Source organism: Roseateles sp., assembly GCF_019237615.1.
Taxonomy (GTDB): domain Bacteria; phylum Pseudomonadota; class Gammaproteobacteria; order Burkholderiales; family Burkholderiaceae_C; genus Pelomonas.
The window spans coordinates 37,887-64,785 of the sequence record NZ_JAFAGT010000092.1 but is presented as its reverse complement, the minus strand read 5'-3'; the positions used below and the strand labels follow the sequence as shown (position 1 = coordinate 64,785).

At 70.2% G+C, this 26,899-nt stretch carries 19 protein-coding genes and 1 pseudogene; 11 read left to right on the top strand and 9 right to left on the bottom strand.

Annotated features, from left to right (window positions below):
- Window positions 1–107: 107 nt before the first annotated feature.
- The gene (locus JOY88_RS19300) at window positions 108–1,349 is read left to right on the top strand and encodes an MFS transporter (RefSeq protein WP_293504264.1); all 1,242 of its coding nucleotides are present in this window, start codon (window positions 108–110) and stop codon (window positions 1,347–1,349) included.
- 86 nt (window positions 1,350–1,435) lie between these two features.
- Here JOY88_RS19300 and JOY88_RS19295 read toward each other — a convergent pair whose 3' ends face one another.
- On the bottom strand, window positions 1,436–4,585 hold the full coding sequence (locus tag JOY88_RS19295; protein WP_293504263.1) for a TonB-dependent receptor: 3,150 nt from the start codon (window positions 4,583–4,585) through the stop codon (window positions 1,436–1,438).
- Between the two features lie 508 nt (window positions 4,586–5,093).
- Between JOY88_RS19295 and JOY88_RS23135 the strand changes: the two are divergent.
- Window positions 5,094–5,585 (top strand): annotated as a pseudogene (locus JOY88_RS23135) (DUF4440 domain-containing protein); the annotation flags it as partial.
- An 87-nt stretch (window positions 5,586–5,672) separates the two neighbouring features.
- Here JOY88_RS23135 and JOY88_RS19290 read toward each other — a convergent pair.
- Window positions 5,673–5,927 (bottom strand): hypothetical protein, encoded by a 255-nt coding sequence (locus tag JOY88_RS19290; RefSeq protein ID WP_293504262.1) that lies wholly within the window; start codon window positions 5,925–5,927, stop codon window positions 5,673–5,675.
- Between the two features lie 58 nt (window positions 5,928–5,985).
- Between JOY88_RS19290 and JOY88_RS19285 the strand changes: the two genes are divergently transcribed.
- Window positions 5,986–6,321 carry a hypothetical protein gene (locus JOY88_RS19285; protein ID WP_293504261.1) on the top strand — a complete coding sequence of 112 codons (336 nt, stop codon included), beginning with the start codon at window positions 5,986–5,988 and terminating at the stop codon, window positions 6,319–6,321.
- A gap of 90 nt (window positions 6,322–6,411) precedes the next feature.
- The gene (locus tag JOY88_RS19280; RefSeq protein ID WP_293504260.1) at window positions 6,412–6,786 is read left to right on the top strand and encodes a GFA family protein; all 375 of its coding nucleotides are present in this window, start codon (window positions 6,412–6,414) and stop codon (window positions 6,784–6,786) included.
- 14 nt (window positions 6,787–6,800) lie between these two features.
- Here the strand turns inward: JOY88_RS19280 and JOY88_RS19275 are convergent, their stop codons facing one another.
- From JOY88_RS19275 to JOY88_RS19260, 4 genes are read right to left on the bottom strand one after another with little or no spacing between them, the layout of a single operon-like run.
- Window positions 6,801–7,763 (bottom strand): SMP-30/gluconolactonase/LRE family protein, encoded by a 963-nt coding sequence (locus JOY88_RS19275; RefSeq protein ID WP_293504259.1) that lies wholly within the window; start codon window positions 7,761–7,763, stop codon window positions 6,801–6,803.
- Entirely contained in the window at window positions 7,760–8,587 is an 828-nt protein-coding gene (locus JOY88_RS19270) for an NAD-dependent epimerase/dehydratase family protein (protein ID WP_293504258.1), read from the bottom strand. The genes JOY88_RS19275 and JOY88_RS19270 overlap by 4 nt, the downstream gene beginning before the upstream one ends.
- A gap of 25 nt (window positions 8,588–8,612) precedes the next feature.
- The gene (locus tag JOY88_RS19265) at window positions 8,613–9,701 is read right to left on the bottom strand and encodes a LacI family DNA-binding transcriptional regulator (RefSeq protein ID WP_293504257.1); all 1,089 of its coding nucleotides are present in this window, start codon (window positions 9,699–9,701) and stop codon (window positions 8,613–8,615) included.
- A 54-nt stretch (window positions 9,702–9,755) separates the two neighbouring features.
- On the bottom strand, window positions 9,756–11,885 hold the full coding sequence (locus tag JOY88_RS19260) for an alpha-glucuronidase family glycosyl hydrolase (RefSeq protein WP_293504256.1): 2,130 nt from the start codon (window positions 11,883–11,885) through the stop codon (window positions 9,756–9,758).
- Between the two features lie 229 nt (window positions 11,886–12,114).
- Here JOY88_RS19260 and JOY88_RS19255 point away from each other — a divergent pair, with 229 nt between their 5' ends.
- The 7 genes from JOY88_RS19255 (at window position 12,115) to JOY88_RS19225 (ending at window position 20,686) form a co-directional block, all read left to right on the top strand.
- Window positions 12,115–13,635 (top strand): MFS transporter, encoded by a 1,521-nt coding sequence (locus JOY88_RS19255; protein ID WP_293504255.1) that lies wholly within the window; start codon window positions 12,115–12,117, stop codon window positions 13,633–13,635.
- 1 nt (window position 13,636) lies between these two features.
- The gene (locus JOY88_RS19250; RefSeq protein WP_293504254.1) at window positions 13,637–13,849 is read left to right on the top strand and encodes a hypothetical protein; all 213 of its coding nucleotides are present in this window, start codon (window positions 13,637–13,639) and stop codon (window positions 13,847–13,849) included.
- 17 nt (window positions 13,850–13,866) lie between these two features.
- Window positions 13,867–15,501 (top strand): glycoside hydrolase family 43 protein, encoded by a 1,635-nt coding sequence (locus JOY88_RS19245; protein WP_293504253.1) that lies wholly within the window; start codon window positions 13,867–13,869, stop codon window positions 15,499–15,501.
- Window positions 15,502–15,537: 36 nt separating this feature from the next.
- Window positions 15,538–17,094, top strand: coding sequence for an MFS transporter (locus JOY88_RS19240; RefSeq protein ID WP_293504252.1), 1,557 nt, complete (start codon window positions 15,538–15,540; stop codon window positions 17,092–17,094).
- Window positions 17,095–17,132: 38 nt separating this feature from the next.
- On the top strand, window positions 17,133–18,449 hold the full coding sequence (gene xylA, locus JOY88_RS19235) for a xylose isomerase (protein WP_293504251.1): 1,317 nt from the start codon (window positions 17,133–17,135) through the stop codon (window positions 18,447–18,449).
- A gap of 140 nt (window positions 18,450–18,589) precedes the next feature.
- Window positions 18,590–20,053, top strand: coding sequence for a xylulokinase (gene xylB, locus JOY88_RS19230; protein ID WP_293504250.1), 1,464 nt, complete (start codon window positions 18,590–18,592; stop codon window positions 20,051–20,053).
- Window positions 20,054–20,080: 27 nt separating this feature from the next.
- Window positions 20,081–20,686, top strand: coding sequence for an NUDIX hydrolase (locus JOY88_RS19225; RefSeq protein ID WP_293504249.1), 606 nt, complete (start codon window positions 20,081–20,083; stop codon window positions 20,684–20,686).
- A gap of 27 nt (window positions 20,687–20,713) precedes the next feature.
- Here JOY88_RS19225 and JOY88_RS19220 read toward each other — a convergent pair whose 3' ends face one another.
- From JOY88_RS19220 to JOY88_RS19210, 3 genes are read right to left on the bottom strand one after another with little or no spacing between them, the layout of a single operon-like run.
- Window positions 20,714–21,352 carry a general secretion pathway protein GspB gene (locus tag JOY88_RS19220; protein WP_293504248.1) on the bottom strand — a complete coding sequence of 213 codons (639 nt, stop codon included), beginning with the start codon at window positions 21,350–21,352 and terminating at the stop codon, window positions 20,714–20,716.
- A 16-nt stretch (window positions 21,353–21,368) separates the two neighbouring features.
- Window positions 21,369–23,024 (bottom strand): ExeA family protein, encoded by a 1,656-nt coding sequence (locus JOY88_RS19215; protein WP_293504247.1) that lies wholly within the window; start codon window positions 23,022–23,024, stop codon window positions 21,369–21,371.
- A gap of 52 nt (window positions 23,025–23,076) precedes the next feature.
- Window positions 23,077–26,820 (bottom strand): glycosyl hydrolase family 8, encoded by a 3,744-nt coding sequence (locus JOY88_RS19210; protein ID WP_293504246.1) that lies wholly within the window; start codon window positions 26,818–26,820, stop codon window positions 23,077–23,079.
- Between the last annotated feature and the right edge of the window lie 79 nt (window positions 26,821–26,899).

The window sequence follows — 26,899 nt, the reverse complement described above, 5'->3', positions numbered from 1 at the left end:
GCACGGTGCTCGTGAGCCGGCGACGCGACATCGCGTAGGACGAGACCCCATGGCGGCCTTCGGCCTGCTGCCACGCCCTGGCGCGCGTTGACGCACACTCCCGGCCCATGCCAGAAGCCACCCTCACCCCGCCCGCCTTCACCCCCTACCAGCGCTTCGCGACGGGGCTGCTGACGCTGCTGCAGTTCGCCGTCATCCTGGACTTCATGATCATGTCGCCGCTGGGCGCGATGATCATGCCGGGCCTGTCGATGACGGCCCAGCAGTTCGGCCTCGTCGTGTCGGCCTATGCCTTCAGCGCCGGCGTCTCCGGCATCCTGACGGCCGGCTTCGCCGACCGCTTCGACCGCAAGCGGCTGCTGCTGTTCTTCTACGGCGGCTTCCTGCTCGGCACGCTGTGGTGCGGCCTGGCGACGAGCTTCGAGTCGCTGCTGCTGGCGCGCATCGTCACGGGCCTGTTCGGCGGCGTCATCGGCTCCATCGTCATGGCCATCGCCGCGGACCTGTTCGAGCCCGCGCTGCGCGGCCGCGTCATGGGCCTGCTGCAGGGCGGCTTCGCGGCCAGCCAGGTGCTGGGCCTGCCCTTCGGCCTGTATCTCGCCACGCATTGGGACTGGCACGCACCCTTCCTCGCGCTGGCGGCCTTCGGCGCCGTCGGCGGCCTGCTGATCGCCTGGCGCATGAAACCGGTGGATGCCCACTTGAGCCTGCAGACCGACCGCGGCGCCTTCGCCCACCTGTGGCACACGGTCGCCCGGCGCCGCCACCTGCACGCCTTCTTCGTCACGGCGCTGCTGACGACGGGCGGCTTCATGATCATGCCCTTCGCCAGCGCCTTCTCGGTGCACAACGTCGGCATCGCGCTGGAGCAGTTGCCGGCGGTCTACCTCGTCACCGGCATCAGCACGCTGTTCGTCGCGCCGCTGGTGGGGCGCCTGGCCGACCGCCTCGGGCCGTTGCCGGTGTTCTACACGGGCAGCGCCATCACCGTCGCAATGGTGGCCCTCTACACGCGGCTGGGACCGTCGCCGCTGATCCTGCTGATCGTCATCAACGTCGTCATGTTTGCCGGCATCTTCTCGCGCATGGTGCCCTGGCAGGTCATCGTCGCAGGCATCCCGGCACCCGAGCAGCGCGGCGCCTTCACGGCCATCAACGCGGCGCTGCAACAGCTCGCCGGCGGGCTGGCCGCGCTGGTATCCGGCCACATCGTGACGATCGCGCCGGACGGGCGGCTGGAGCATTTCCCCTGGGTGGGCAATGTGCTGATCGGCACGACGCTGGTCGTCTGCCTGCTGATCCGGCCGCTCGGCAAGCACGCACCGGCGGGGACACAAAGAAAGAGGTGAGGGCCCCGCCTGCGGCCGGCGGGCACCCTCACCAAACCGCCAGCGGGCCACACCCGGACCACTGGCGCAGACACAGGCTTCCTCGATCAGAAGCTGGCCCGCAGACCGATCTGGTAGGTGCGGCCCGGCTCGTAGATCGCGTACGGCGCGTTGGCGAACTGGAAGTTCGTGCGCTGCGACGCGCGGGTCAGGTTGAAGACGTCGAAGGTGGCCTGCAGGTCCTTCTTCCAGCCGATGGCCGCGCCCATGATCTCGCCGAGGTTCAGGCGGGACGTGAAGTCCACCTGGGCGTAGTCCATGCCGTAGAAGGCAGCGGCCGTGATGCCGTTCTGGCCGGTACCGCTGGACTGCGTGCCCTTGGTGAAGTTCTTCGTCACGCGGAAGCCACCGAAACGACCTTCGTAGTAGGCCGCCAGGTTGTAGGTGTAGGGCGGCACGCCGATGGCCACGTTGGCGCCGGACTGCTTGACCTTGGTGTAGTTGGCACTGACGCCGAAGCCCTTCAGGTAGGACGTCAGCATGTCCAGCGGCTGCTGCACCGTGAACTCCAGGCCCTTGATGTTCAGCGCGTCCGTCGTGTTCTGCGTCTGTGACAGCACGATGGGCAGCGCGTTGATCTTGGCCAGGTCGGCCGCGGACGGCAGGGAATCCAGGTCGGCCGGCACGGGCAGGCCCGCGCTCTTGTAGAGGTTGGTGCGCTGGTCGCGGGTCAGGCCGTTGGTCCAGTTGATGCCGTACTGGTTCAGGGTGCCGAACGGCACGTTGAAGGTCTTGGTTGCGGTGAAGCCGGTGATGTTCTTCTTGAACCAGGCCAGCGCGACATAGCCCTCACGGCCCGTGTACCACTCGATGCCCAGGTCGGTGTTCTTGGACTGGTAGGGCTTGAGGTCCGGGTTGGTCAGCGTGCCGTTCTGCGCCGACGGGTCGGTGAAGCTGGCCGTCAGCGCGCGCAGCGACGTGGGATCGGCGCGCGTGATGGTCTTGGACATAGAGGCCCGGGCCAGCAGGTCGGGACGGATGTTGTAGGCCAGGCTGCCGGACGGCAGGAAGTTGCTGTAGGTCGTCGTCGTCAGGCTTTCCACCACCGGCGTCGGGTAGCGGCCGCCGTCGGCCAGCGTGGTGTTGCGCGGATCGGCCGGCGTGCTGAGCGACGCGAAGGTCTGCTCGGTCGTGGCGAAACGCATGCCGGCGTTGTAGCGCAGGTTGTTGCCGAGCAGCTTGGTCTCGCCGTTCACCTCGGTGAAGATCGACGTCACCTTCTCCTGGAAGAAGCCCGGGTTCACGCCGGTGTTGGTGCCGCCGGTGCCGGGCACGGCGGTCTCGTGGGCGGCGGCGTAGTTGGAGTCCTTGGCAAAGCGGGCCCAGTCCAGCGCGACGAAGCCGCGCGAGTTGGCCGACAGATAGCCCGGCACGGCCGAGTTCGGGATGGCCGAGCCCAGGTACTGCAGCGGCGTCGTCGCGCCGGCCGTGTAGCCGGTGCCGTAGCCGGGGTAGTCGGCCGCGGCCGAGCCGGCGGTGCCGGTGCCATTGCAGCCGTTCTTGTTGGTCGTGTTGGGTCCGGGCAGGAAGACGTTGAGGTTGCGGCCGCAGACGATGTTGGACCAGTAGTTGTCGTTGTTCAGCGACTCGATGCGGCGCGACACGTTGTCGTAGGCGCCTCCGAACTTGATGTCGACGACGTCGGCGTCGATGTCGATGGCGCCGCGCAGGCCCGAGGTGCGGACCTGGCGCTTTTCCTCCTGCACGTTGACGCGGCCACCGTTCCAGCCGAAGGCGCTGGGCGTGTTCAGGATGTCCGTCGCGCCGGTGAGGGTGTTGGTGGCCTTCAGGATGGGGACGCCGCTGGTGTTGTCGTACTCGGTCGTGATGCCCGAGCCCAGCACGGTCTGGAACAGCACCGTGGGCGACTGGCGGTGGAAGTTGCTGCGCGTCGCGTTCGCTTGCACGTCGACGCCGATCGCGTCGGTGATCTTCAGCTTGAGGCCGGGGTTGATGCTCTGGAACTTGGTGTCCTCGACATAGGGCCGGTACTCGAGGAAGTACTGCGAGTTGGCGAAGGTGCCCTTGGTGACGACGCAGCCGTTGCTGCAGTCGCTGCGGTCCACCTGCATGTTGATGGGGATGGCCGAGCCGTTGCGGCCCACCCAGTTCATGTCACTGCGCTCGAACTCGTTCTTCTTGTGGCCGTAGATGGCGTCGACGTAGAGCTGCACCGAGCTGTTGGGGCGGGCCTCGACCGACAGGATGGCGTTCTGGCGGTCGCGGCTGCCCTCGGCCACCATGGCACGGCCCAGGCGCGGGATGAGGGCGTTGTCGATCTGCGTGATGCTCAGGCCGGGGTTCTTGGCCAGCAGGAAGGCCTCGTCGATGACGGCGCCGGTCGTCAGGCCGTTGCCGGCGTTGGCGGGCACGCTGGTGGGGATGGTCCAGTTGCCGCCGCCGGTGTTGTTGCGCGTGGGGCTGCTGCTCTGCGTGGCCAGCAGGTTGGCGTTGGTCCAGCCGATGGACTCGAAGCCGGTGGTCTTGACCTTGTTGGTCGCCCAGGCCACGCCGGCCAGCACGCCGAAGGTGTTGTCCCAGGTGTTGCTGACCAGGGCCGAGCCGCGGTTGCCCCATTTGTCGGCCTGCTGGTTCTTGGTGCCGGTCAGCGTGAAGGCGCTGCGGAAGCCCTTTCGGTCGAAGGGACGGGCGCTGCGCATGTCGACGATACCGGCGGCGCCACCCTCCAGCATGGAGGCGGTGGGGCTCTTGATGACGGTCACGCGGCTGAAGAGTTCGCCGGGCAGGAAGTCCATGTCGACTTCACGGTTGGCGCTGCCCGAGTCGACCCGGCCGGTCGAGGCAGAGGCCACGGGCGCACCATTGAGCAGGATGCGCGTGAAGTTGGTGCCCAGGCCGCGGATCTGGATCTGCAGGCCCTCGCCGGTGATTTCGCGCGTCAGCGTGACGCCGGGGATGCGCGAGATGGACTCTGCAATATTGCTGTCCGGGAACTTGCCCATGTCCTCGGCACTGATCGAGTCGATGAAGCCCACCGCGTTCTTCTTCGCGTTGGCCGAGCTTTCCAGCGACGCGCGGATGCCGGTGACGACGACGGTGTCCAGCTGCTCCTTGGACGGCTGCGCCGGCGTCTGCGCGTAGGCCTGCGCGATCAGGCCCGCCAGCAGCGTGGTGCCCAGGGCCAGCTGTCCGTTCAGGCGGGTGCGACCGCTAGGCCGCGAATAGCTCTTGCTCATCTCGTCTCCTGTTTGGTTTTATGACGCTTCACTACAAAATGGTAGCGCGCACATTTGAATTTACGTGGCCACTCTCGGAGCGTCAACAAGGGTAGCCCCTGAGTTACGTTCGTCATGTCGCCCGAAAGCGCGTTCAGGGCACGGCGGCTTGGCGGCCTCCTGGGTAACGCTCACAATTTCCCACGGGCCGAGCGCCCTTCCGGCCCGCCTTTCGCACGACGCAGGCACACAGCACTTCCCTTCCAGCCGATGTCGACCGGGCCGCAGCCGGGCCACGTCTGGCGCAGCAACGCCATCCCGTCCCTGACCTGTGGCACCGGCGGGCCACCGAAGCCGCTGGGGGGGCGCCGGCGATAGGGCGGCTGCGCGCCCAGGACTGCTTCGACAGCCCGGGCCATCTCGACCTGACCGCGCTTGACCTGGAGCGCTTCATGGACGATGGCCGCCAAGCTCGAAGCCGGAAGGCACGATCTGCACGCCGGGCGCTGCAACGCGCCGCCGGGCGACGATGAACTGGCGCGGCGGCGCGTCGACGAGCCGGACGCCCTGGCGGCATCTCCGCCGCGACGGTGGCGCCGCCGTCGACGGGCGCCAGCCTGCCCTGTCGCGGCGTCGTGGACACGCCGTGACGCAACGACTGACGACGCGCGTTCACGGAACGGAGCCGCCCATGCCATCCGATGCACGGACCCTGCGCGACCCGCACGTCAGCCGAACAGTTGCCGTGAACGCGGGCGACCCGGCCCGCCTGCTCGCGTCGCCGACGGGCGACATGGTGTTTCTCAATCGGGGCCGGGGGGCCCTGGGCCGGGGCGGCTGCATCGACGCCTTCGGCCGCACCCGCCGGGACAGGCTGATCGATTGCCGCAGCGAGTCTCAGGAGATCGTCGTCCTGGGCGACATGGCGTACACGCGCTGCCGGGAGTCGCTATCCGTGACGCCGCGGGCTGGCGGAGCCCCCACGCGGCTGGCCGGCCACCGCCTCATGGTCTGTCGCCGGCAGGCGGACGGCCGCCGGCGGCTGGCGCGCGATGCCCGCACCCTGTCGCTGGCGGCCGACTGGGGTCGGCGCGCGGGCCGGCAGCGCTCAGCGCTGCGCCTGTGCCGACCACAGCGGCTGCTTGGCGAGTTCCGCCGCGGTCGCGTCGTCGGCCGTCACCGCGTATTCGTTGTTGCCGCGCTCGACGAAGTAGGCCGAGCGAAAGCGCTGCAGCAGCCCGCCCAGCGCCTGGCGAGCCTGGCTGGGAGGGCCGTTGAAGGTGAGTGTCAGCGTGGTCATGGTGGTCTTGCCGTTGTGGAAGTGGCGGTATTCGCCGCCGGTGTTCCTAGAACGGGCCGACACCGGCACGGTTGACGGGCAGTCGCGTTTCTTTGCACACCCGGCCGACAATCCGGCCCTCATGCCACGCCGTCCCGCCCGCAGCCACCACCATGTCTATGTCGTGCTGCTGTCGGAGCGCGTATGGAACGAGCCCGCGTTCCGCAAGGCCAACCCGCAGCACGACATCGTCAAGCCCTGCGTCTACGTCGGCATGACCGGCCTGGACCCCGACCTGCGATTCGACCGCCACATGGCCGGCGTGCAGGCCAACCGCTTCGTGCTGAAGTACGGCGTGCGCCTGCTGCCGGAGCTCTACGAGGTCTACAACCCCATGCCCTATGCCGCGGCCTGCGAGATGGAGGTGGAACTGGCCATCGGTCTGCGCGAGGCGGGCTATGCGGTGTGGCAGGCCTAGACGCCCTGCCCTGCGGGGTCTGACTTTCGGTTGGCGCAACGTCGAACGGGCATAGTGCCCGGCACCACCTCTACGAATGCCCGCCTGCCCATGACCCAGCTCGCGCGTGGTTCCTGCTTCTGTGGTGCCGTATCCGTCACGGCACCACGCCCCCTGGGCCGCCCGGTCAACTGCCACTGCGGAGAATGCCGCCGCCTGAGCGGCGCCGCCTTCACCACCTGGATCACGGCGCCGCACGAACAAGTCGTCATCGACAACCCCGACGGACTCACCCGCTTCAACCCGACCGCCAACCTGCAGCGCGCCTTCTGCAGGACCTGCGGCTCGCATGTTTACACGCTGGACGCGCGCATGCCCAAGGCCTGCGGGTTCCCCGCCGGTCTCTTCGAAGGCGAGGCCGTCGAGCCGCCGGCCAAGGACTACTTCCTCGAAGACAAGGCCACCTGGCACCACCTCACGGCCTGAGCGGCAGGCAGGCCTCAGGCCACTGCGCCTCGCGTGTTCACATACAGCGCGTACAGCGAATGCGTGCTCGCCATGAACAGGCGGTTGCCCTTGGCGCCACCGAAGCAGAGGTTGGCGCAGCGCTCGGGCAGGTGGATGTGGGCCAGGGCCTTGCCCTCGGCGCTGTAGACGCGCACCCCGTCCAGCCGGGACGGGTCGGCGCCCGCGCTGCCGTCGCTGCCGAAGCCGCACCAGAGGTTGCCCTGCACGTCCACGGCCATGCCGTCGAAGGCGCCCGGGCCGCCGGCGTCGATGAGCAGGCGCTTGTTGCCCAGGCGGGCGCCGTCCACGTCGTAGGCCCAGATCAGCCGATGCGGCCGCGCGCGGCTTTCGATGACGTAGAGCACGCGGCCGTCCGGGCTGAAGGCCAGGCCGTTGGGGCCTTGCAGGTCGTCGAGCTGCAGCGTCAGCGCGCCCGTCGCGCCATCGATGCGGTAGACGCCCTGGGCCAGCTCCGACTCGGCCTTCTCGCCCTCGAAGTCGCTGGCGATGCCGAACAGCGGATCGCTGAACCACAGGCTGCCATCGGCGGCGCAGGTGATGTCGTTGGGAGAGTTCAGGCGCCGGCCCTCATGACGGTCTGCCAGCACGGTGACGCGACCGTCGTACTCGGTGCGCGTGATGCGCCGCGTCAGGTGCTCGCAGCTGACGAGGCGGCCAGAGGCATCGCGCACATGGCCGTTGGCGTTGTTGCTCGGCTTGCGGAACTCGCTGACGGCGCCCGTCGTCTCGTCCCAGCGCAGGATGCGGTTGTTGGGGATGTCGGAGACCAGCAGATAGCGGCCGTCGCCGAACCACACCGGCCCCTCGGCCCAGGCCAGGTCGGTGGCGAGCTGCTCGACGCCGGCGGCGAACAGGCGCAGCGGCAGGAAGGCCTCGTCCAGCACCTCGATGGCCGGGTCGGGGCGACGCGCGTTGGGCGTGAAGGCGATCTTCATTCGGGGGCTTTCTCGAAGGGGCCCTGCGTGACGAACTGGCCGCCCTGGCAGCGCAGCTCGGGGCGGCTGGGGTCCACGTAGGGCTGGACGGCTTCGAGCTCGGCGCGCCAGCGCTCGGAGCTGTCCTCGGGCCGGAAGCCGATGTGCCTGGACATGCTGTTGTCCCACCAGGTCGAGCGGTTGTCGCTCACGCCGTAGATGACGCTGTGGCCGACGATCGGCGCGCTCAAGGCGGCGACGACGAGGCGCTCCAGGTCGTCGTAGCTGAGCCAGCTCGACAGCATGCGGCGGTCCGCCGGCATGGGCCAGCTGGAGCCTATGCGCAGCGACACCGTCTCCATGCCGTAGCGGTCGAAATAGAACTGCGCCAGGTTCTCGCCGAAGGCCTTGGACAGGCCGTAATAGCTGTCCGGTCGCGGCGCGGACTGCGGCGTCAGCGTCTCGCCCTGGCTGTAGAAGCCGATCACGTGGTGGGAGCTGGCGAAGACGATGCGCTTGACACCACGCTGGCGCGCCGCCTCGTAGACGTTGTAGGCACCGACGATGTTGGCGGGCAGCACGACGTCAAAGGGCTTCTCGACGGAGACGCCGCCGAAGTGCAGCACGCCGTCCACATCCTTCAGCAGTGCCTGCATCGCGGCCAGGTCTTGCAGCGGCGCCTGCACCACCTCCTCGCCGGCGCCGGCCGGGTCCATGGGGGCGATGTCGGACAGGCGCAGCACGTCGCAGTAGCGCTTCATGCGCGGCCGCAGCACGCGGCCCAGGTTGCCGGCGGCGCCGGTGAGGAGGAGGCGCTTGAAGCGGGGGGCAGAGAGTGGCGTCATGAAAAAGGCCCTCGACGGGCCGCGGTCAGGCTGCGCCGCCGATGCGCGAGGGGGGGCGCAGGCGTGGTGCGGCGTCGGACTGGCGTCGGACCAGTTCGAAGTCCTTGAGCTCATGCTCGCAGGGCAGAGGCTCTCCGGTGCGGCGCGCGCGGATGTGGCGCACCAGCAGGTCCACCGCGGCGCCGGCCATCTCCATGATGGGCTGGCGCACGGTGGTCAGTTCGGGCCAGATCGTCGTCGCCAGCGGCGCATCGTCGAAGCCGACGACGGTCAGGTCGCTGGGCACGTCCAGGCCCAGGCGGTGGGCGATGGCGACGGTGGCCGCGGCCATGTCGTCATTGCTCGCGAAGATGGCCGTCGGGCGACGCTCCTGCGACAGCAGGACCTCGGCCGCGTCCAGGCCGGAGCGGTAGGTGAACATGCCCTGGGCGACGACCTCCTCCTCCTCGATGTTCAGGCCCGCATCGGCCATCGCCGCGTGGAAGCCGGCGAGTCGGCGCGCGCTGCTGCTCTGGTAGGGGTCGCCGATGATGAAGCCCAGGCGATGGTGGCCCAGGTTCAGCAGGTGACGCGTCATCTCGTAGGCGGCCTGGTAGTCGTCGATGCCGACGGCGCAGAGGCTTGCGGGCGGCACGCCGCTGGACACGACGACGGCCGGCGTGTCGGTCTCGGCGATGAGCTTGAGCAGCGGCTGCGAATCGCAGAACGGCGGCGGCAGGATCAGTCCGTCGATGCCGTTGGCGATCATCTCGGCCACGGGCTTCTCTTCGCCGTCGCGCGGGGCGTCGCAGCGCTGCACGACCAACTGCACATGGCGCAGGCTGGCCTTGTTCAGGAGGCCGATGAGGAACTCGTTCAGATAGCCGGCGCTCGGGTCGATGTAGAGCATGCCGATGCGTATGGGCTCGGAGCCGGCAAGGTGGCGCGCCGCCTGGTTGGGCATGTAGTTCAGCTCGGCGACGGCGGCCTGCACCTTCTCGCGCGTGCCCGGGCGCACGTTCTGCTCACCGTTGATGACCCGCGACACCGTCATGGGCGACACCCCGGCCAGCTTGGCCACATCGGCAATGGTGGCGACCTTGGTGCTGCGTCCAGCACGTGCGGTTGGCTTCAAAGGGGTCCCTCTGGTGGTGGTGTGGTTGTTTGCGCAATCATATTTGTAGACACCTCAACCGCCACGTCCCGGGGCGAAATTGAAACGCAGCGCCTTGTAGGCCTCCAGTGGCTGCGCCGGGGGCCGCACGCCCGCCGGCAGCGACAGGCCCGACACGGACTGGAAGTAGGCGATGCAGGCATCGCGCCACCACAGCGCCTCCTGCTCCTGCACGGCCAGGTAGGCCGCCACCTCTGCGTGGCGCCGGGCGTCGATGTCGCCGCGCAGGCCGGCCCATTGCGCGCGCAGGGCGCCCACGCCGGCGACACCGCGGTCGTAGTGGGCAACCAGCTCGGCCCACAGCGTTCGGCCCGAGGCCATCCCATGGTCCCACGGCAGATGGTGGAACCACAGCAGCCAGGCCTCGGGCGTGGTCTGCGGCCGGGCCAGGCGCGCCGCCCAGTCGGGCGTGTACTGCGCCACGGCGTTGCTGCCGCGCGGCGAGCGGTCGAAGCCTATGCCGTCACGGCCGGCGCGATGGAAGTAGACCGGGTTCCAGTCGGCCCGCTCCAGGTTGTCCACCCAGGGTGCGGGGCCGTGGTGGTGGCCGGTGCCCATCAGGTGGTGCAGGCCCAGCGGCGTCATGTAGTCGACCACCATCTCGCGCGACGCCGTCATCATCGTGGCGATGGTGTCTACGGCGCGCGGCGCGCTGCTGAAGGTCTGCCGCGCCCATTCGCGGGCCACGTCGCCTGACGCCAGGCCCGGGTCCCAGGCCATGCGGCCGAAGGCGTACCAGTTGGCGCAGTCGAAGTGCGAGCCGCACCAGTTGCGGTCACTGCCGATGTTGGCGACGCCGGCCATCGCCACCACCCGCGCCGCCACCGTCGCGCCCTCGGGCTTCGCGCGCGTGTCGGCGCGCAGCACCTCCTCGAACAGCGGGCCCAGGTAGACAAGGTGGGTGGAGAAGCCCAGGTACTCCTTGGTGATCTGCAGCTCCAGCGCCAGCGGCGTCCGGGGCATCGCGCCGAACAGCGGGTGGAAGGGCTCGCGGGGCTGGAAGTCGATGGCCCCGTTCTTGACCTGCACGATGACGTTGTCCGCGAATCGGCCGTCCAGCGGCTGGAACTCGGCATGGCCCTGGGCCGCCCGGTCGCTCGCATCCGGCGAGTAGACGAAGGCCCGCCACATGACGAGGCCGCCATGCGGCTTGAGCGCCTCGGCCAGCATGTTGGCGCCGTCGGCATGGTCGCGGCCATAGTCCTGGGGCCCCGGCTGGCCCTCGGAATTGGCCTTGACGAGCAAGCCACCGAAGTCCGGGATCAGCGTGTAGATCTCGTCCGCCTTGGCCTTCCACCAGGCGCGCACGGCCGGGTCCAGCGGGTCGGCCGTCTTCAGCCCGCCCAGTTCCACCGGCGCCGAGAAGCGCGCCGACAGCCAGACCTTGATGCCATAGGGCCGGAGCACCTCGGCCAGTGCCGCCGCCTTGGCCAGCCATGGCCGCGTCAGCGACTCGGCCTTGGCGTTGACGTTGTTCAGCACCGTGCCGTTCAACCCCAGCGACGCGTTGGCGCGCGCGTAGTCGACATAGCGCGCGTCGCGGATGTCGGGCAGCTTCCACCAGTCCCAGATCGACGCGCCGGCATAGCCCCGCTCCACCGTGCGGTCCAGGTTGTCCCAATGGTTGAGCAGGCGCAGTCCGACCCGGGGCGCGGAGCGCTGCTCCAGCCGGGACAGGTCGGCGCCCGTCTGCGCCGCGCGCAGCCAGGCGAAGCTGCCGTAGAGCAGGCCCATGTCGGTGTTGGCCGCGATCAGCGTCACGGCCCGGCCGTCCAGCCTCAGGCTGCGTAGCGCATAGCCCTCACGGCCCAGCGCCTCCCAGGGCAGGTCGACACCGGCCGGCGCGCTGGCCGGCGTGACCAGCAGCAGCGTCCCGTCCGCCGGCCGGGCCAGGGCCGCCGGCTCCCGCCCCGCCAGCCCGGCCACGCCGCGCTTCAACTCGGCCACGGCGGCCTGCAGCGTCGGCGATGCCGGCTGTGCATGCACGATGCCACGCGCCTGCGCCATCACCCGGGCCTGGCCCGCCGCCGGCAGCGCGCGGTAGCGCAGCCACAGGTCGTAGCCATCCTCCACCGGCGCGCTCCAGGCGGGCTGCAGCAAGGCCGCCAGCAACAGGCCGGCCAGCGCTTGGGTCCATGTCTTCATTCGGTCTCCTGTTGTCGGGCCCAAGCCAAGGCATCGCAACCCTGGAAGCGCTGGAATGTTAGAGGTTTCACGCTTGCACAAAGCAAAATGGTAGCGCTACATTTAAACCCATAGCAAGCCTCGCGAGAAGAAGGCGCCGCCGAGCGCCGCACCCTGGAGACCCATGTTGCCCCCCCGATCACGCCACGCCGCCCTCCCCCCTCCTCGCCCGCGTGCCCGGGGTGGCCTGATGACCGGTGCCACCGCCACGACGCCGGGCCGGCAGCGCTGGGTCATCTGCGCGCTGCTGTTTGTCGCGACGACCATCAATTACATCGACCGCAATGCGCTGTCTGTGCTCAAAACCAGCCTGCAGCAGCCTTTTGCCGCCGGCGGCCTCGCGCTGACGGATGCCGACTACGGCTGGATCACCTTCGCCTTCACGGCCGCCTACGCCGCCTTCCCGCCGCTGATCGGCATCGCCATCGACCGCTTCGGCGTCAAGCGCAGCCTGGCCGCGGCACTGCTGCTGTGGTCGGCGGCGGCGGCGGCGCATGGCCTGGTGGGCACCGTGATCGGTCTGGTCGTCGTGCGCTTCCTGCTGGGCATGGCCGAGGCGGCCCATTTCCCGGCCGCCATCAAGGCTGTGGCCATGTGGTTCCCGCAGCAGGAGCGGGCGCTGGCCACCGGCATCTTCAACTCGGGCACGGCGCTGGGCATCATCGCGTCGCCCATCACCGTGTGGCTGGCCGTCACCTTCGGCTGGCAGTTCGCCTTCATCGCCATCGGCGGCGCGGGCCTGGTCTGGCTGGTGTTCTGGGAGCGCGGCTTCCATGCGCCGGAGCGGCATGCCAAGGTGTCGACCGGGGAGTTGGCCCATATCCGGGCCGGCCGGCCGGTGCAGGAGGTCGCCGTCAAGCTGCCGTGGACGGCGCTGCTGCGCTTCAAGGCCATCTGGCCCTTCCTCATCGGCAAGCTGCTGACCGACCCCGTCTGGTGGTTCTTCCTGTTCTGGCTGCCGTCCTACCTGGAGCGCGAGCGCGGCCAGAACCCGCTGAAGAGCGCCGGCCTCGTCGCGCTGATCTACCTGGGCTCCAGCGTCGGCTCCATCGCCGGCGGCTGGCTGTCGAGCGCCCTGGTCAAGCGCGGCTGGCCCGTCGGCCGCGCCCGCATGACGGCCATGGGCCTGGCCGCGGCCTGCATGCCGGGCGCCATCCTGGCCTACTACAGCGACAGCTTCGCGCTCTGCGTGGGCCTGATCACGCTGGCCACGGCCTGCCACCAGGCCTGGTCGGCCAACCTGCTGACCTCGGCGACCGACCTCTTCCCCACCCGCGTCTCCGGCGCCGTCATCGGCCTGGGCGCGACGGCCGGCGGCATAGGCGGCATGTTCATCGCGCTGCTGGCGGCGCTGGCCGTGCAATGGACGGGCACGCAGCAATGGGTGTTCGTGTTCGCCGGCCTGATGCACCTGACCAGCCTGGGCCTGTTCTGGCTGTGGTTCCGCGGCCGCTTCGAGGCCGTGGACCTGGACGCCGGCGTCGACATGCGCCAGGCCCACCGCGGCCTGCTGACGGCGGGCGGGCTGCTGGCGAGCGTCGGTGCGCTGCTGGCCTGGATGATTGCCGCGCACTGGGAGGCCTGCGTCGCCGCGGCCAGGTTCGCCGGCGCGGCCCAGGCGCTGACCGCCGCCGCCGGCCTGGTGCTGATCGGCCTGGCCCTGCTGCACGCCGGCCGCCCGCGCGCCGGCGCCGTGCTGCTGGCGGCCTGACATGCAGTTCATCGCCGACCAGCACCCGCTCAAGGGCCTCGGCCGCATGGCCATCGTGCGGCATCCAAGCGCCTGTCCGGGGCAGTCGCGCGCGGCGCCGGCCAAGGCGCTGCGGCTGACCGGGCCCGCCGTCGGCGCCCCCGTGAAGGCGCCGGCCGCCGACCGACTCACCCGCCCCCTGATCGCCGCCGGCCGCACGGCCGCGGCCGCCTGAATCCCTGCTCCCCATCCATGATCACCAACCCCATCCTGCCGGGCTTCCACGCCGACCCCTCGATCTGCCGCGTCGGCGACGACTACTACATCGCCACCTCCACCTTCGAGTGGTGGCCCGGCGTACGCATCCACCACTCGCGCGACCTGAAGCACTGGCGCCACCACAGCTATGCCGTCACGCGCCAGAGCCAGCTGGACCTCGTCGGCCACCCCGACTCGGCCGGCGTATGGGCGCCCTGCCTGAGCCATGCCGGCGGCCAGTTCTGGCTGATCTACACCGACGTGCGCTCCACCACCGGCGCCTTCAAGGACACGCACAACTACCTCGTCACCGCACCCAGCATCGACGGCCCCTGGAGCGAGCCCGTCTATCTGAACAGCTCGGGCTTCGACCCCAGCCTGTTCCACGACGCGGACGGCCGCCACTGGCTGCTGAACCAGCAGTGGATACACCAGCCCGGCAAGCACAACTTCAACGGCATCCTGCTGCAGGAGTACGACCCCGAGGCGAGGCATCTCGTCGGCCCGGTTAAGAACATCTATGCCGGCACCGAACTGCAGGTCGTCGAAGGCCCCCACCTCTACCGCCGCAACGGCTGGTACTACCTGCTGACGGCCGAGGGCGGCACCTTCTACGAGCATGCCGTCACGCTGGCTCGCTCGCGCGCCATCGACGGCCCCTACGAGACCCTGCCCGGCAACCCGCTGCTGACGGCCTGGCGGCAGCCCACCGACGGCCTGCAGCGCTCGGGCCATGCCAGCCTCGTCGAGACGCAGAACGGCGACTGGTACCTGGCCCATCTCTGCGGCCGGCCCCTGGAATGGAGCGGCCCGCATGCCGGCCGGCAGAACGGCGTCTACGACAAGCTGCACTGCCCGCTGGGTCGCGAGACCGCCATCCAGCGCATCAGCTGGCGCGACGACGACTGGCCCGAGATCGAGGGCGGCGGCAATGCGCCACGGCTGCAGGTCGCCGAGCCGGGCCTGCCCGAGCATGTCTTCCCGGCAGAGCCTGTGCGCGACGACTTCGACGGCAAGGCGCTCAACCATCACCTGAACTCGCTGCGCGTGGCCGTGGCCGAGAGCTGGCTCTCGCTGACCGAGCGCCCTGGCTGGCTGCGGCTGAAGGGCCGCGAGTCGCTGATGAGCCTGTTCGAGCAGAGCCTGGTCGCGCGCCGCCAGCAGCATTTCAACTGCCGCGTCGAGACGCGGCTGGAGTTCGAGCCCGAGCTGTTCCAGCAGATGGCCGGCCTGGTCGCCTACTACAACACCAGCAACCACGCCTATCTGCACGTCAGCCGCGACGTCGACTCGGGCAAGCGCGTGCTGCGCCTGACCGTCAACCGCGATGCGGCCCTGAGCGAACCGGCCCAGGCCGTCGAACTGGCGGCCGGCGCCGTGGACCTGGCCGTCGAGTTCAGCCACGACCGCTACCAGTTCCACTATGCGCAGGCCGGCAAGCCCTGGACGGCCATCGGTCCGGCGCTGGATGCGGCCATGCTCAGCGACGAGTTCGCGACCCGCTTCGTCGACGGCTTCGCGCGCAGCTTCGGCTTCACCGGCAACTTCATCGGCCTGGCCTGCCAGGACCTGTCGGGCCAGCGCCTGGCCGCGGACTTCGATCACTTCAGCTATGAAGCCAGGCCCTGAGCCTGACTCATCCATAACAACAGACGAGACAAACCCATGGCCACCATCCACCAGCCCCTGTCCTTCATGGAGAAGGCCGGTTACAGCTGCGGCGACGCCGCGGCCAACCTGGTCTTCATGTCCATGATCCTGTTCCAGCTGAACTTCTACACGGACGTGTTCGGCCTGTCCGCCAACACGGCCGCGGCCATCCTGCTGTGGCCGCGGCTGTGGGACGCCGTCTTCGACCCCGTCATGGGTGTTCTGGCCGACCGCACCAGCACGCGCTGGGGCAAGTTCCGCCCCTGGGTGCTGTGGACCTCGGTGCCCTGGGCCGTCGTCATGGTGCTGGCCTACACCGCACCCGACCCGGCCTGGGGCTGGAGCACCGGCATGGTGGTGGCCTATGCCGGCATCACCAACACGCTCCTGATGACGCTGTACAGCATGAACAACATGCCCTACTCGGCCATGAGCGGCGTCATGACCGGCGACCTCAACGAGCGCACCAAGCTCAACTCCTACCGCTTCGTGTCGGTCAACGTCGCGCAGTTCGCGGTGGGCGGCCTCACGCTGCCGCTGGTGGCCAAGTTCGCGCAGGGCGCGGACCGCGCCCATGGCTGGCAGGTCACGATGACGATCTGGGCCGCAGCCTGCCTGGTGCTCTTCCTCGTCACCTTCTTCACGACCAAGGAACGCATCAAGCCCATCGTCGAGACCAGAAGTTCGCCCCGCCAGGACTTCGCCGACCTGCTGAAGAACGGCCCCTGGATCGCGCTGGTGGCCTATACCGTCTTCCAGTTCGGCATGCTGGCCCTGCGCGGCGGCGCCCACTACAACTACTACCACCACTACGCCGACAAGGCCGCGATGTTCGACGTCGTCGCAACCCTTGGCCTGACGACGCCCGACGCGGCCGGCACCGGCAGCCTGGCCGATGCGCTGGGCTACATCGTGCACGGCACGCGCGAGCAGCTCGCCAGCTCCAACGTCGCCGACGTCTTCAACAGCATCATCAACATGGCCGGCACGGCGACCACCATCGTCGTCATCATGCTGTCCATGGGCCTGTCGGCGCGCTATGGCCGCCGCGCCATTGGCGTCGTCTGCTTCGGCCTGTGCACGCTGACGGCCTGCGCGATGTACCTGCTGCCGTCCGACGCCGTCTGGGCCATGCTGGGCCTGCACATGCTCAGCGCCGTCGTCTACGCACCCACCGTGGCCGTCATGTGGTCCATGTATGCCGACGCCGCCGACTACTCCGAATGGCAGACCGGCCGGCGCTTCACCGGCATGGTGTTCGCGACCATCGGCTTCTCGCTGAAGGCCGGCCTGGCCCTGGGTTCGGCCAGCTTCCTGTGGCTGCTGGCCGGCTTCTTCGGCTACGACACCCAGCAGCCCGCCGCGCCCGACGCCATCGCCGGCTACCGCGTCGCGTCCAGCTTCGTCGTCGGCGGCCTGTTCGCCGCCTGCACGCTGTGCCTGCTGGCCAACAAGCTGGACAAGCAGACCACGCTGCGCATGGCCGACGAACTCGCCCAGCGCCGCCGCCAGGCCGGCGCCGGCTCCGATGACGACGCCGGTGCGGCCAACGCCGTGCCGGCCACCGCCTGATTCCCACCCACCCTGATCCCGCAGTAAGGACTCCCGCCATGAGCACCGTCTATTCCGATCTCCCCGTCGTCCAGTACGAAGGCCCCTCCTCCACCAACCCGCTGGCCTACCGCTGGTACGACGCGAAGCGCGTGGTCCTCGGCAAGACGCTGGCCGAGCACCTGCGCCCGGCCGTCTGCTACTGGCACAACTTCTGCTGGAAGGGCGAGGACGTCTTCGGCCTCGGCAACACCGTGTTCCAGCGCCCCTGGTTCAACGAGGCCGACCCCATCAAGGCCGCCCACCTGAAGCTGGACGCCGCCTTCGACTTCTTCGGCAAGCTGGGCCTGCCCTACTGGTGCTTCCATGACCGCGACGTGGCCCCCGAAGGCGCCACGCTCGCCGAGTCCAACCGCATCCTCGACGGCCTGCTCGAAGCCGCGGCGAAGAAGATGCAGGACGGCAAGGTGGGCCTGCTGTGGGGCACGGCCAACCTGTTCTCCAACGGCCGCTTCATGAGCGGCGCCGCCACCAACCCCGACCCCGAGGTCTATGCCTACGCCGCCGCGCAGGTCAAGCATGTGCTGGAGTGGACCCAACGCCTGGGCGGCGCCAACTACGTGCTGTGGGGCGGCCGCGAGGGCTACGAGACTTTGCTGAACACCGACCTCAAGCGCGAACTGGCCCAGTACGGCCGCTTCCTCGCGTCCGTCGTCGAGCACAAGCACAAGATCGGCTTCCAGGGCAGCATCCTCATCGAGCCCAAGCCGCAGGAGCCCACCAAGCACCAGTACGACTACGACAGCGCCACGGTCTACGGTTTCCTGAAGACCTATGGCCTGGAGAAGGAGGTCAAGGTCAACATCGAGGTCAACCACGCGACGCTGGCCGGCCACAGCTTCGAGCATGAGGTGGCCACCGCCTGCGCGCTGGGCATCTTCGGGTCTCTCGACGCCAACCGCGGCGACGAGCAGCTGGGCTGGGACACCGACCAGTTCCCCAACAACCACGCGGCTCTGGTGCCGGCCATGCTGGAGATGATCCGCCACGGCGGCTACACCACCGGCGGCACCAACTTCGACGCCAAGGTGCGCCGCCAGTCCATCGACCCCATCGACCAGCTCGAGGGCCATATCGGCGGCATGGACACCATGGCCCGCGCCTTCCTGGCCGCCGCCGCGCTGCACGAGAGCGGTCAGCTGGAGAAGACGGTCAGCGAGCGCTATGCCGGCTGGAACGGCGAGCTGGGCCGGAAGATCCACGGCGGCGCCAGCCTCGATGAGCTCGCGGCCCTCGTGCACGCCCAGGGCATTTCGCCCGCACCGCGTTCCGGCCGCCAGGAGCGCCTGGAGAACATCGTCAACAACTTCGTCTAAGGACGCGTGCCCCTCGTCCAACGAGGGGACGGCGACGTGCTTGCCGGATCGACCGGCAGGCACATCGCCAGCCCGGGCCGCCCTGAAATCGGCCCCGCGCCCGGCCCGAAGGCAACGCACCGCTGACAACCAACCACACCATGTTTCTAGGCATCGACCTCGGCACCTCCGAGCTGAAGCTGCTGCTGCTCGACGAGCGGCACCACATCATCGCGACCACCGGCGTCGCGCTTACCGTGCAGCGGCCCCGGCCGCTTTGGAGCGAGCAGGACCCGGCCGCCTGGTGGGCCGCGCTCGACGAAGGCATGGCCAGCCTCAGGCAGGCCCATGGCGCGGCGCTGGCGCAGGTACGCGGTATCGGGCTCTCGGGGCAGATGCATGGCGCCGTCACGCTGGACGCGGCCGGCCGCGTGTTGCGGCCGGCCATCCTGTGGAACGATGGTCGCAGCTCCGCGCAATGCGCCGAGATGATGGCCGCCTGCCCCGAGCTGCCGGCCATCACCGGCAACCTGGCGATGCCGGGCTTCACGGCCCCCAAGCTGGCGTGGATGCGCCAGCATGAGCCCGAGCTGTTCGCCCGCGTCGCCAAGGTGTTGCTGCCCAAGGACTGGCTGCGCCTGCAGCTCAGCGGCGAGTTCGTCAGCGAGATGAGCGACGCCGCCGGCACGCTGTGGCTGGACGTGGCCCGGCGCCGCTGGTCGCCCGAGGCGCTGGCGCTGACCGGGCTCAGCGAAAGCCATATGCCGCGCCTCGTCGAGGGCAGCGACGCCAGCGCCGGGCTCAAGCCCGATCTGGCCACGCGCTGGGGCCTGCCTGTCGGCATCCCCATCGCGGGCGGCGGCAGCGACAACGCCGCCAGCGCCGTCGGCATGGGCGTCGTGCAGCCGGGCCAGGGCTTCCTGTCCCTCGGCACCTCGGGCGTCATCTTCCTGTGCAACGAACGCTTCAGCCCCAACCCGGCGCGCGCCGTGCATGCCTTCTGCCACGCGCTGCCGAACGCCTGGCACCAGATGAGCGTCATGCTCAGCGCCGCCAGCGCGCTGCGCTGGGTCACGCAGCTGCTGGGCGAGCCCGGCGAGGCGCAGCTGATCGCCAGGGTCGAGGCGCTGACGCCGGCCCAGCGCGAACGGGCGCCCCTCTTCCTCCCCTACCTGAGCGGCGAGCGCACGCCGCACAACAACGCCAACGCGCAGGGCGTGTTCTTCGGCCTCACGCATGAGCACGGCGCCGCGGCCCTGGGCTATGCGGTGCTGGAAGGCGTGGGCTTCGGCCTGCTGGACGGCTGGCGGGCCTTGCGGGCCGGCGGCGGCGCGGCCGAGTCGCTGTGGCTGGTCGGCGGCGGCGCGCGCAGCACATGGTGGGCCGGGCTGCTCGCCTCGCTGCTGGACACGCGCCTCGTCAACGGTGTGGGTGCCGAGGCCGGCGGCGCGCTGGGCGCGGCCCGCCTGGCCTGGCTGGCCTGCGGCGGCCACGTCGACGTGGTCTGCCGCACGCCCGACATCGCCAGCGTGGCCGAACCCGACGCCGCGCTGGCCGCCGAACTGCGTCCGCGCCACGAGCGCTTCCAGAGGCTCTACGGCGCCTTGCGCGCCGAGTTCGGCTAGGCCGGCTGCGCTGCCCATAATCGCCTCATGAATGCAGCGCCCCACGCCGACCCGATCGCCGAGGCACGCCATCAGCTGGGCAACTATCTCCGGATCTACACAGCCGAAGCCTCAGGCTTGCAGGGCCTCGTCGACCAGCTGGCGGATGACGCCGACAACATCTTTGATCGCGGCAACATGCGTGGACATATCACCACCAGCGCACTGGTCTACGACGATAGGGCCGATGCCATCTTGATGATCCACCACAAGGGCCTGGCTCGCTGGCTGCAGCCCGGCGGCCACCATGAGGGCCTGCAAGCACTTGCCGTTTCGGCCGCCCGCGAGGTGGCGGAGGAAACCGGTGTGGTCGACCTGTCGCCCTGGCCCTGCGCACCGGGCTGCGAGGCGCCGCTCGACATAGACACCCACCCCATCCCGCGCAACCCCCGCAAGCATGAAGGTGAGCATGTTCACCATGACTTCATCTACCTGTATCGCCTGAGCGCCCCGGTGCAGGTCAGGCCGCAGTGGTCCGAGGTCGACGATGTCCGCTGGATGCCCCGGGACGAGTTCGGCCGCCTGCCCGAGCACCGCTTCGCACGGCTCTGGCACAAGCTGGATGCACGGCTTTCCGGGCAGCTCCGGGCCTGAGGCCGGTTTGCGCGACGACCGCCGCCCCTAGACCGGCTGCCGGTAGCGCTGGCCCTTGAAGCGCAGCACCAGCTCGTGCGTGCGGATCTGCTCCAGCACCAGGTCGGAACCCACCTTGGCGCCTTCGCGCAGCACCTCGCCGTTGACGATCACGAAGCGGCTGGCCGGGTCTTCCGAGTAGACCGAGCCGCTGATCGCCAGCTTTGGCAGCTCGCGGCGCAGGCTCTCGGGCAAATCGGCCAGTCGCGGAATGCGGGCTTCGGGCGCCGGTACGGCGGCGCCGGCGGATTGCGGCGCCGGTGCGGCGGGCGGTGGCGCGGGCGGCAGATAGGGCGAGCCCGACGCCGCGGGCTGCTGCGGGGGCGGCAGGGCGACGGCCTGCTGCGCGGGTGGTGCGCTGGGCAGTACCGCGGTGGCCGCTGGCGCGGGCTGCGTCTGCGGCGGCAGCGGCTTGGCCGCGTCGGGACCACCGCCCGCCCACCAGCTGCCGGCGGCAATGCCGGCGAGCAGCAGCAGGCCGCCGCCGGCCCATGGCCACCAGCGGCGCGGGCCAGCGTCCGACGCGGCCTCGCGGCCGGACGGCGGTGTGTGCAGGCCCGGCACCTGGCCGCGCTCGCGTTCGCGGTCGGCTTCGGCCCGGCGCAGGGCATCGAGGATGTAGGACATGGCGGTGGGTCGATTCTCAGCGCGCCACGTCCAGGCGCGGCTCGGCCACGCCGGTGGCCCGGTTGATCTGCATCAGCGTGATGGGGCCCACGCGGCCGTCGGGCTGCAGGCCCTGGCTGGCCTGGAAGGCCTGGACCTGCCGGTTCAGCTCGGCTGCGCCCGGCGGGGCAGAGGCCGCCGCGGCGATGCCGGGCACGCCGGCCAGCTGGGCAGCCAGCCAGTCGCGCAGCGCAGCGCCGTTTTCGGCCCGGTGGGCATAGTCCGGCGGCACGCGCCAGAAGGTGGTGAACTCGCCGCGCCAGGCGCCCGCCAGCTCGGGCAGCGCGACCCGGCGCGGCGCGCCGTCCACCAGCAGCGTGGCCTGCTGTCCGTCCAGCCCTACCAGCGCGGCCAGCGCCGACGGCTGGCCAGGGCGTTGCAGCGTCAGCAGCACCGGACGGTCCATCAGGCGGATCAGCGACAGGCTGCCGTTGCCGCTGCGATAGCACTGCAGGCCGCGCTGGGCAGCGGCGGTGCAGGGGTCGGCCCCGGAGCTCAGCGGCAGCCCCCAGCGCTGGGCCAGCGCGGCCCAGGCATCGCCGTCGCGTGGCGTCCAGTCGGCCAGGCGAAGCGGTTCAGGAGCCGGCGCAGCGCTGCTGGCGGCACTCGCGGCACTCGAGGCACTCGCGGCGGGCGCCGCGGCCGAGGCCGCGCTGGCGGGGGATGACGCGGCAGGGGCGGCCACGGCCACCGCCGCGGTGCCGGCCCGCGACGGCCGCTGCAGCCCCCAGGTCAGGCCCGCGCCGGCCACGGCCGCGGCCAACACCGCCAGGCCCATGACGACCGGGGCCGACACGCGCCTGGTCGCCGGCGCCGCGTGCTGGGCATCGAACACCTCGGCCGCGGCCTGGCGCACGATGCCTCGCGTGACCTGCGCCTGGCCGCCGGCATAGCCGCCCAGCAGCGCGCGGTCGCACAGCAGGTTGATGCGGCGCGGCACGCCGCGGGCGAGCTGGTGGATGAGGCGCAGCGACGCGGCGTCGAAAGGCAGCGCGCCGCTGAGGCCGGCCACGTTGAGGCGGTGGCGGATGTACTGCGCCGTCTCGGCCTCCGACAGCGCGCCCAGGTGGAAGCGCGCGATGACGCGCTGCGCCAGCTGCTCCAGCTCCGGCCGGGCCAGCATGCCGCGCAGCTCGGGCTGGCCGATCAGCACCACCTGCAGCAGCTTGCGCTCGGCCGTCTCCAGGTTGGTCAGCAGGCGCAGCTGCTCCAGCACGTCGGCCGAGAGGTTCTGCGCCTCGTCGATGATGAGGACGTTGTTGCGGCCCGCCGCATGCTGCGCCAGCAGGAAGGCGTTCAGCGGGTCCACATAGTCCTTCACCGTCTGCGCGCCCGGCCGCACGGGCACGTGGAACTCGTCGCAGATGGCCTGCAGCAGCTCGGTGACGGTGAGCTTGGGGTTGAAGATGTAGGCGACGTTGCAATGCGCCGGGATCTGCTCCAGGAAGCAGCGGCAGACGGTGGTCTTGCCGGCGCCGATCTCGCCGGTCAGCAGCACGAAGCCGCCGCCGCCGTCCAGCCCGTACAGCAGGTGGGCCAGCGCCTCGCGGTGGCGCTCGCTCATGAACAGGTAGTGCGGGTCCGGCGCGATCGAGAACGGCGCTTGTTTCAAGCCGAAGAAGGTCGCGTACATGGGCGGCAGGATAACGAGTCCTCCCGGAGCGGTCGCGCGCCGGCCGCCTCCCTCACCAGGCCTTGAACCGCCCCGTCACATGCAGCATGGCCATGAACTGCAGCAGGCCGTCGTAGTAGCGCCATTGGCCGCTGGGCGGCTCCAGCGCCCAGAGGTCGTTGACGAAGCGCGTGGCCAGGGCCTTGTCGACGAGCAGGGCCGCGACGGCATTGCTGGCGACCAGGCCCTTGGAGGGCTCGTCGTTCAGCGGACTGCCGTCCAGCGTGTAGAGATGCGGGTAGGGCTTGCCGCCCTGGCCCTGGGCCGCGAAGAAGCCCAGCAGCCGGCGGCTCAGGCCCGCGGCGTCGGGGTTGCTGTCCCACCAGGCCTGGTCCACGCTCCAGTTCACCGCGGTGCGGAAGGCGTCGTAGCGGAAGTCCTCGTGGCCCTCGTGCACGCGCGGGCGGCCGTCGAACTCGGCGTAGTCGGGCGTCAGGCCGGTCCTGGGGTGGGCGGCAACGGAGAAATAGGCCCGGCTGATGTCGGCGATCTCGGCCCAAGCCCTGCGGTCCTCGGGCGAGTCGGCGCGGCGCGCCCAGATCTCGTAGAAGGCCGGCAGGTGGTAGGACGGGTCGCTGAAGTCGGCCGCCTCGCCCACGGGCACGAACACCACCTGGCGGCGCACCGGCGAGAACAGGGAGCGCACGCCGTCGACGATGCCACCGTTCATCTGCTCCTTGTGCAGCATGGTGCGCAGCAGCGCCTGCGCCTGGGCGTCGTAGTCGTACAGGCCCCGGCCGTTGCCCCAGCGGGAGGCGGCCATCAGCAGCGCCGTCGCGAAGTACTCCTCGCCGTCGGACGCGGGCACGGCGTCCTTGTCGCAGCCCTTGGGCTGGCATTGCCAGCGGAAATAGCCGGCGCGCGGCCCCGTGCGGTAGCGCATGTGGGTGGCTGCCCAGTTCCACAGCGCGTCGAACTCGGCCTTGCGGCCCATCTGCACGGCGATCATCATCCCGTAGGACATGCCCTCGCTGCGCACGTCGGCGTTGCCCACGTCCAGCACATAGGCGGCGGGGCCGTCGGGCGTGGCGGCTGCGGGATAGACGACGCGCTGTTCGGCACCACCCTCGAACAGGGAGGTCCAGTAGCCGGCCAGCTTGGCGTCGATGTCGGCCTCGGCGATGTCCGGGCGGATCTCGCGCAGCAGGTTGCGGTACTGGCCCGTGACCGCCGCGCCGCGCGGCGCGGCCGTGGCGGCGGGCTGCGGTGCCAGCACGAGCCTGTGCAGCACGGCGTTGTCGTCCAGCCGCCAGACGCGGATGACGTGGCGGCCGGGCCTCACGTCCTTGAAGCCGGCGCGCAGCACGAAGTCGTTGTCCTTGACGGCCCGCGCCCAGTCCCTCTCCTCGCGGCTCAGCTCCGGGCCGGCCGTGGGCACCAGGTTGAGCCTGAGCTCCCGCGCCGGCTGCTCGTCGATGGCAACGGCCAACCGTATGCCGCCGGCGTTGCGCGTGTCCAGCGTGGGCACCATGTGCAGGCTCAGCAGCAGGTCGCCGCCTTGCCGGATGTCGATGTCGTACTCCAGCCGCACGCCGTCGGCCAGCGTCGTGGGCCCGCGCCCCTGCGGCAGCGCCGTCACGGCACCCAGGCCGGGACCGAGGTTGGGGATGACGGTCCAGGCCAGCCCCTTGCCGTTGACGGCGCGGCTGAAGCGCGGGGCCTCGAGGGTGATCGCGTCGGAGGCAGCAGGCCGGCCGCGCGCCAGCTGGCGCTGCACCTCGGCGGCATCGGCCGCGCCGGACGTCGCGGCCACGCGCTGCACCGCCGGCATGATGTTCTTCTCAGGCTGCTGCCAGCTCGTGTAGCCGATGTGGGTCTGCAGCATCATGCCGGCCCATTTGCCACCGTTCAGCGCGTGGTACTGGTCGGCGATGGCCTGGTCGCGCGCAAACGCAGCCTCGACGCGGTCGGCGAAGACGTTGGCGCGCGCGTCGCCCAGCTTGGCCAGCCGGTGGTTCCAGGCCGCCGCATAGTGCAGGCGGTAGAGGTTGGCCATGGCCAGCACGGGGTGCTCGACGAGCTGGAAGTAGGCGTCGAGCTGGTCGGGGCCGAGGGCCTGCTTGACCTGGGCGACGCGCGCCTCCAGCGCCTCCCACTCGGCCACGCGACGGCCGAAATCGCCGCCGTCCAGCGCGTCGGCGGATGCGCCGCCGAGGGGGAAGCTGGTCGGGTCGATCAGCTCGGGCTTGCGCCGCGCCGCGTACTGGCTGTAGCGCGTGACCAGTTCGCCGATCTCCGCCGCCTGGGCCGGCCCGAAGGTCTGCGCCGCCCAGTCCTTCGGGTAGGCCGCCAGCGCCGCCGGCGTCATGGCCTTGGGCGACCAGGCCATGTCGAGGAAGAAGTGGATGGGGAACTCCATGGGCTTGATGTCGCCCACGTTGACGATCCACAGCGCATCGGCGCCGCGCTGGTGCGCGAGGCCCATCTGCTGCCAGGTCTTCTCGATCTGGTTGGTGTTGAGCCACTTGTAGTTGCGCGGCCCGCCAACATAGTCGAAGTGGTAGTAGACGCCGTAGCCCCCCTTGCGCTTGAGGTCCTGCGTCGGCAGGCGGCGCACCTGGCCCCAGTTGTCGTCGCAGAACAGCAGCAGCACGTCGTCGGGCACCTGCATGCCCTTGTCGTAGTAGTCCTGCACCTCCTTGTAGAGGGCCCACATCTGCGGCGTGTCGGCGGCCGGCCGGCGGGTCACGTCGGCCAGGATCCTGCGCTGGTCCTTGACGATGCCTTCCAGCAGGCCGATGGCGGTGCCTTCGCTCATGGGCTCGTCGCCGTCGCCGCGCATGCCGATGGTGACGAGGCTGTCGAAGGCGCCGCCGTCGGGCCGGCCCATCATGCGCTGCACGCCGCCGCGCCAGAACTCGCGCAGCTTCGCGCCGTTCTTCGCGTAGTCCCAGGCGCCGCCCTTGGCGCGCGTCCATTCGTCGTGGGCGCGCATCATGGGCTCGTGGTGGGAGGTCCCCATGACGACACCCATCGCGTCGGCCAGCGCCATGTTCTTCGGGTCGTCGGCGCCGAAGGCGCGCGGCTGCCACATGGCCGGCCACAGGTAGTTGCCGCGCAGGCGCAGGATCAGCTCGAAGACATGGGCGTAGAAGGCCGAGTTGGTGCCGCCGAACCGTGTCTGCGCCCAGGTGCTGAGCGCCGGCGCCTCGTCGTTGATGAAGATGCCGCGGTACTTCACCTCCGGCTGGTCGCGCCGCGAGCCAGCGGCGAGGTAGACGTTGGCCTGCTTGCGCACCGGCACGTCGGCCCACCAGGCCCAGGGGCTGACGCCGATGCGGGCGGACAGGTCGTAGGTGCCGAAGACGGCGCCGCGCCGGTCCGCGCCGACGATGACCAGGGCGCGCGCGATGCCCGGCCAGGGCTGGTCGACGACGGCCTGCTCATAGCCCTCCCATTGGCTCTTGAGGCCATCGATCTTGAGCTTGCGGCGTGCGACCAGGTCGTCCAGCACGGCACTGCGGCCCAGCTCGGCGATGACGACGACCTCGCCGCGCGCGTCGGCGATGCGGTTCAGCAGCGCCGACGGCTTGCCGGCCACGCGCTCCAGGTCGGCCGCGAAGTTGCGGCCCGCATGCTGCAGGGCCGCGTCGGCGCCGGCATCCACATAGACGGCCGCCGGCAGGCCGGCCCTCACCAGCGCCAGCCCGCGGCCCGGGTCGCGCGCGCAGACGGACACCGGCGTATCGCAGGCCAGCCCCGGCCCGGCGAGGCTGGCCAGGGCCAGCAGCCCGGCCATCGACTTCAAGAAACGCATCACCGCTTGTCTCCAGGCATGGACGCCCTGTGCCGGACGCTCTTCGCCATTGATGGTTACGCAATCAAAAAGGTGACAC

Coding starts and splice junctions, on each gene's coding strand:
- JOY88_RS19275 (WP_293504259.1), bottom strand. CDS start 7,763: ATGAAGATCGCCTTCACGCCCAACGCGCGTCGCCCCGACCCGGCCATC.
- xylA (WP_293504251.1), top strand. CDS start 17,133: ATGAGCACCGTCTATTCCGATCTCCCCGTCGTCCAGTACGAAGGCCCC.
- JOY88_RS19255 (WP_293504255.1), top strand. CDS start 12,115: ATGACCGGTGCCACCGCCACGACGCCGGGCCGGCAGCGCTGGGTCATC.
- JOY88_RS19210 (WP_293504246.1), bottom strand. CDS start 26,820: ATGCGTTTCTTGAAGTCGATGGCCGGGCTGCTGGCCCTGGCCAGCCTC.
- xylB (WP_293504250.1), top strand. CDS start 18,590: ATGTTTCTAGGCATCGACCTCGGCACCTCCGAGCTGAAGCTGCTGCTG.
- JOY88_RS19295 (WP_293504263.1), bottom strand. CDS start 4,585: ATGAGCAAGAGCTATTCGCGGCCTAGCGGTCGCACCCGCCTGAACGGA.
- JOY88_RS19280 (WP_293504260.1), top strand. CDS start 6,412: ATGACCCAGCTCGCGCGTGGTTCCTGCTTCTGTGGTGCCGTATCCGTC.
- JOY88_RS19215 (WP_293504247.1), bottom strand. CDS start 23,024: ATGTACGCGACCTTCTTCGGCTTGAAACAAGCGCCGTTCTCGATCGCG.
- JOY88_RS19225 (WP_293504249.1), top strand. CDS start 20,081: ATGAATGCAGCGCCCCACGCCGACCCGATCGCCGAGGCACGCCATCAG.
- JOY88_RS19270 (WP_293504258.1), bottom strand. CDS start 8,587: ATGACGCCACTCTCTGCCCCCCGCTTCAAGCGCCTCCTCCTCACCGGC.
- JOY88_RS19285 (WP_293504261.1), top strand. CDS start 5,986: ATGCCACGCCGTCCCGCCCGCAGCCACCACCATGTCTATGTCGTGCTG.
- JOY88_RS19220 (WP_293504248.1), bottom strand. CDS start 21,352: ATGTCCTACATCCTCGATGCCCTGCGCCGGGCCGAAGCCGACCGCGAA.
- JOY88_RS19260 (WP_293504256.1), bottom strand. CDS start 11,885: ATGAAGACATGGACCCAAGCGCTGGCCGGCCTGTTGCTGGCGGCCTTG.
- JOY88_RS19250 (WP_293504254.1), top strand. CDS start 13,637: ATGCAGTTCATCGCCGACCAGCACCCGCTCAAGGGCCTCGGCCGCATG.
- JOY88_RS19245 (WP_293504253.1), top strand. CDS start 13,867: ATGATCACCAACCCCATCCTGCCGGGCTTCCACGCCGACCCCTCGATC.
- JOY88_RS19240 (WP_293504252.1), top strand. CDS start 15,538: ATGGCCACCATCCACCAGCCCCTGTCCTTCATGGAGAAGGCCGGTTAC.
- JOY88_RS19300 (WP_293504264.1), top strand. CDS start 108: ATGCCAGAAGCCACCCTCACCCCGCCCGCCTTCACCCCCTACCAGCGC.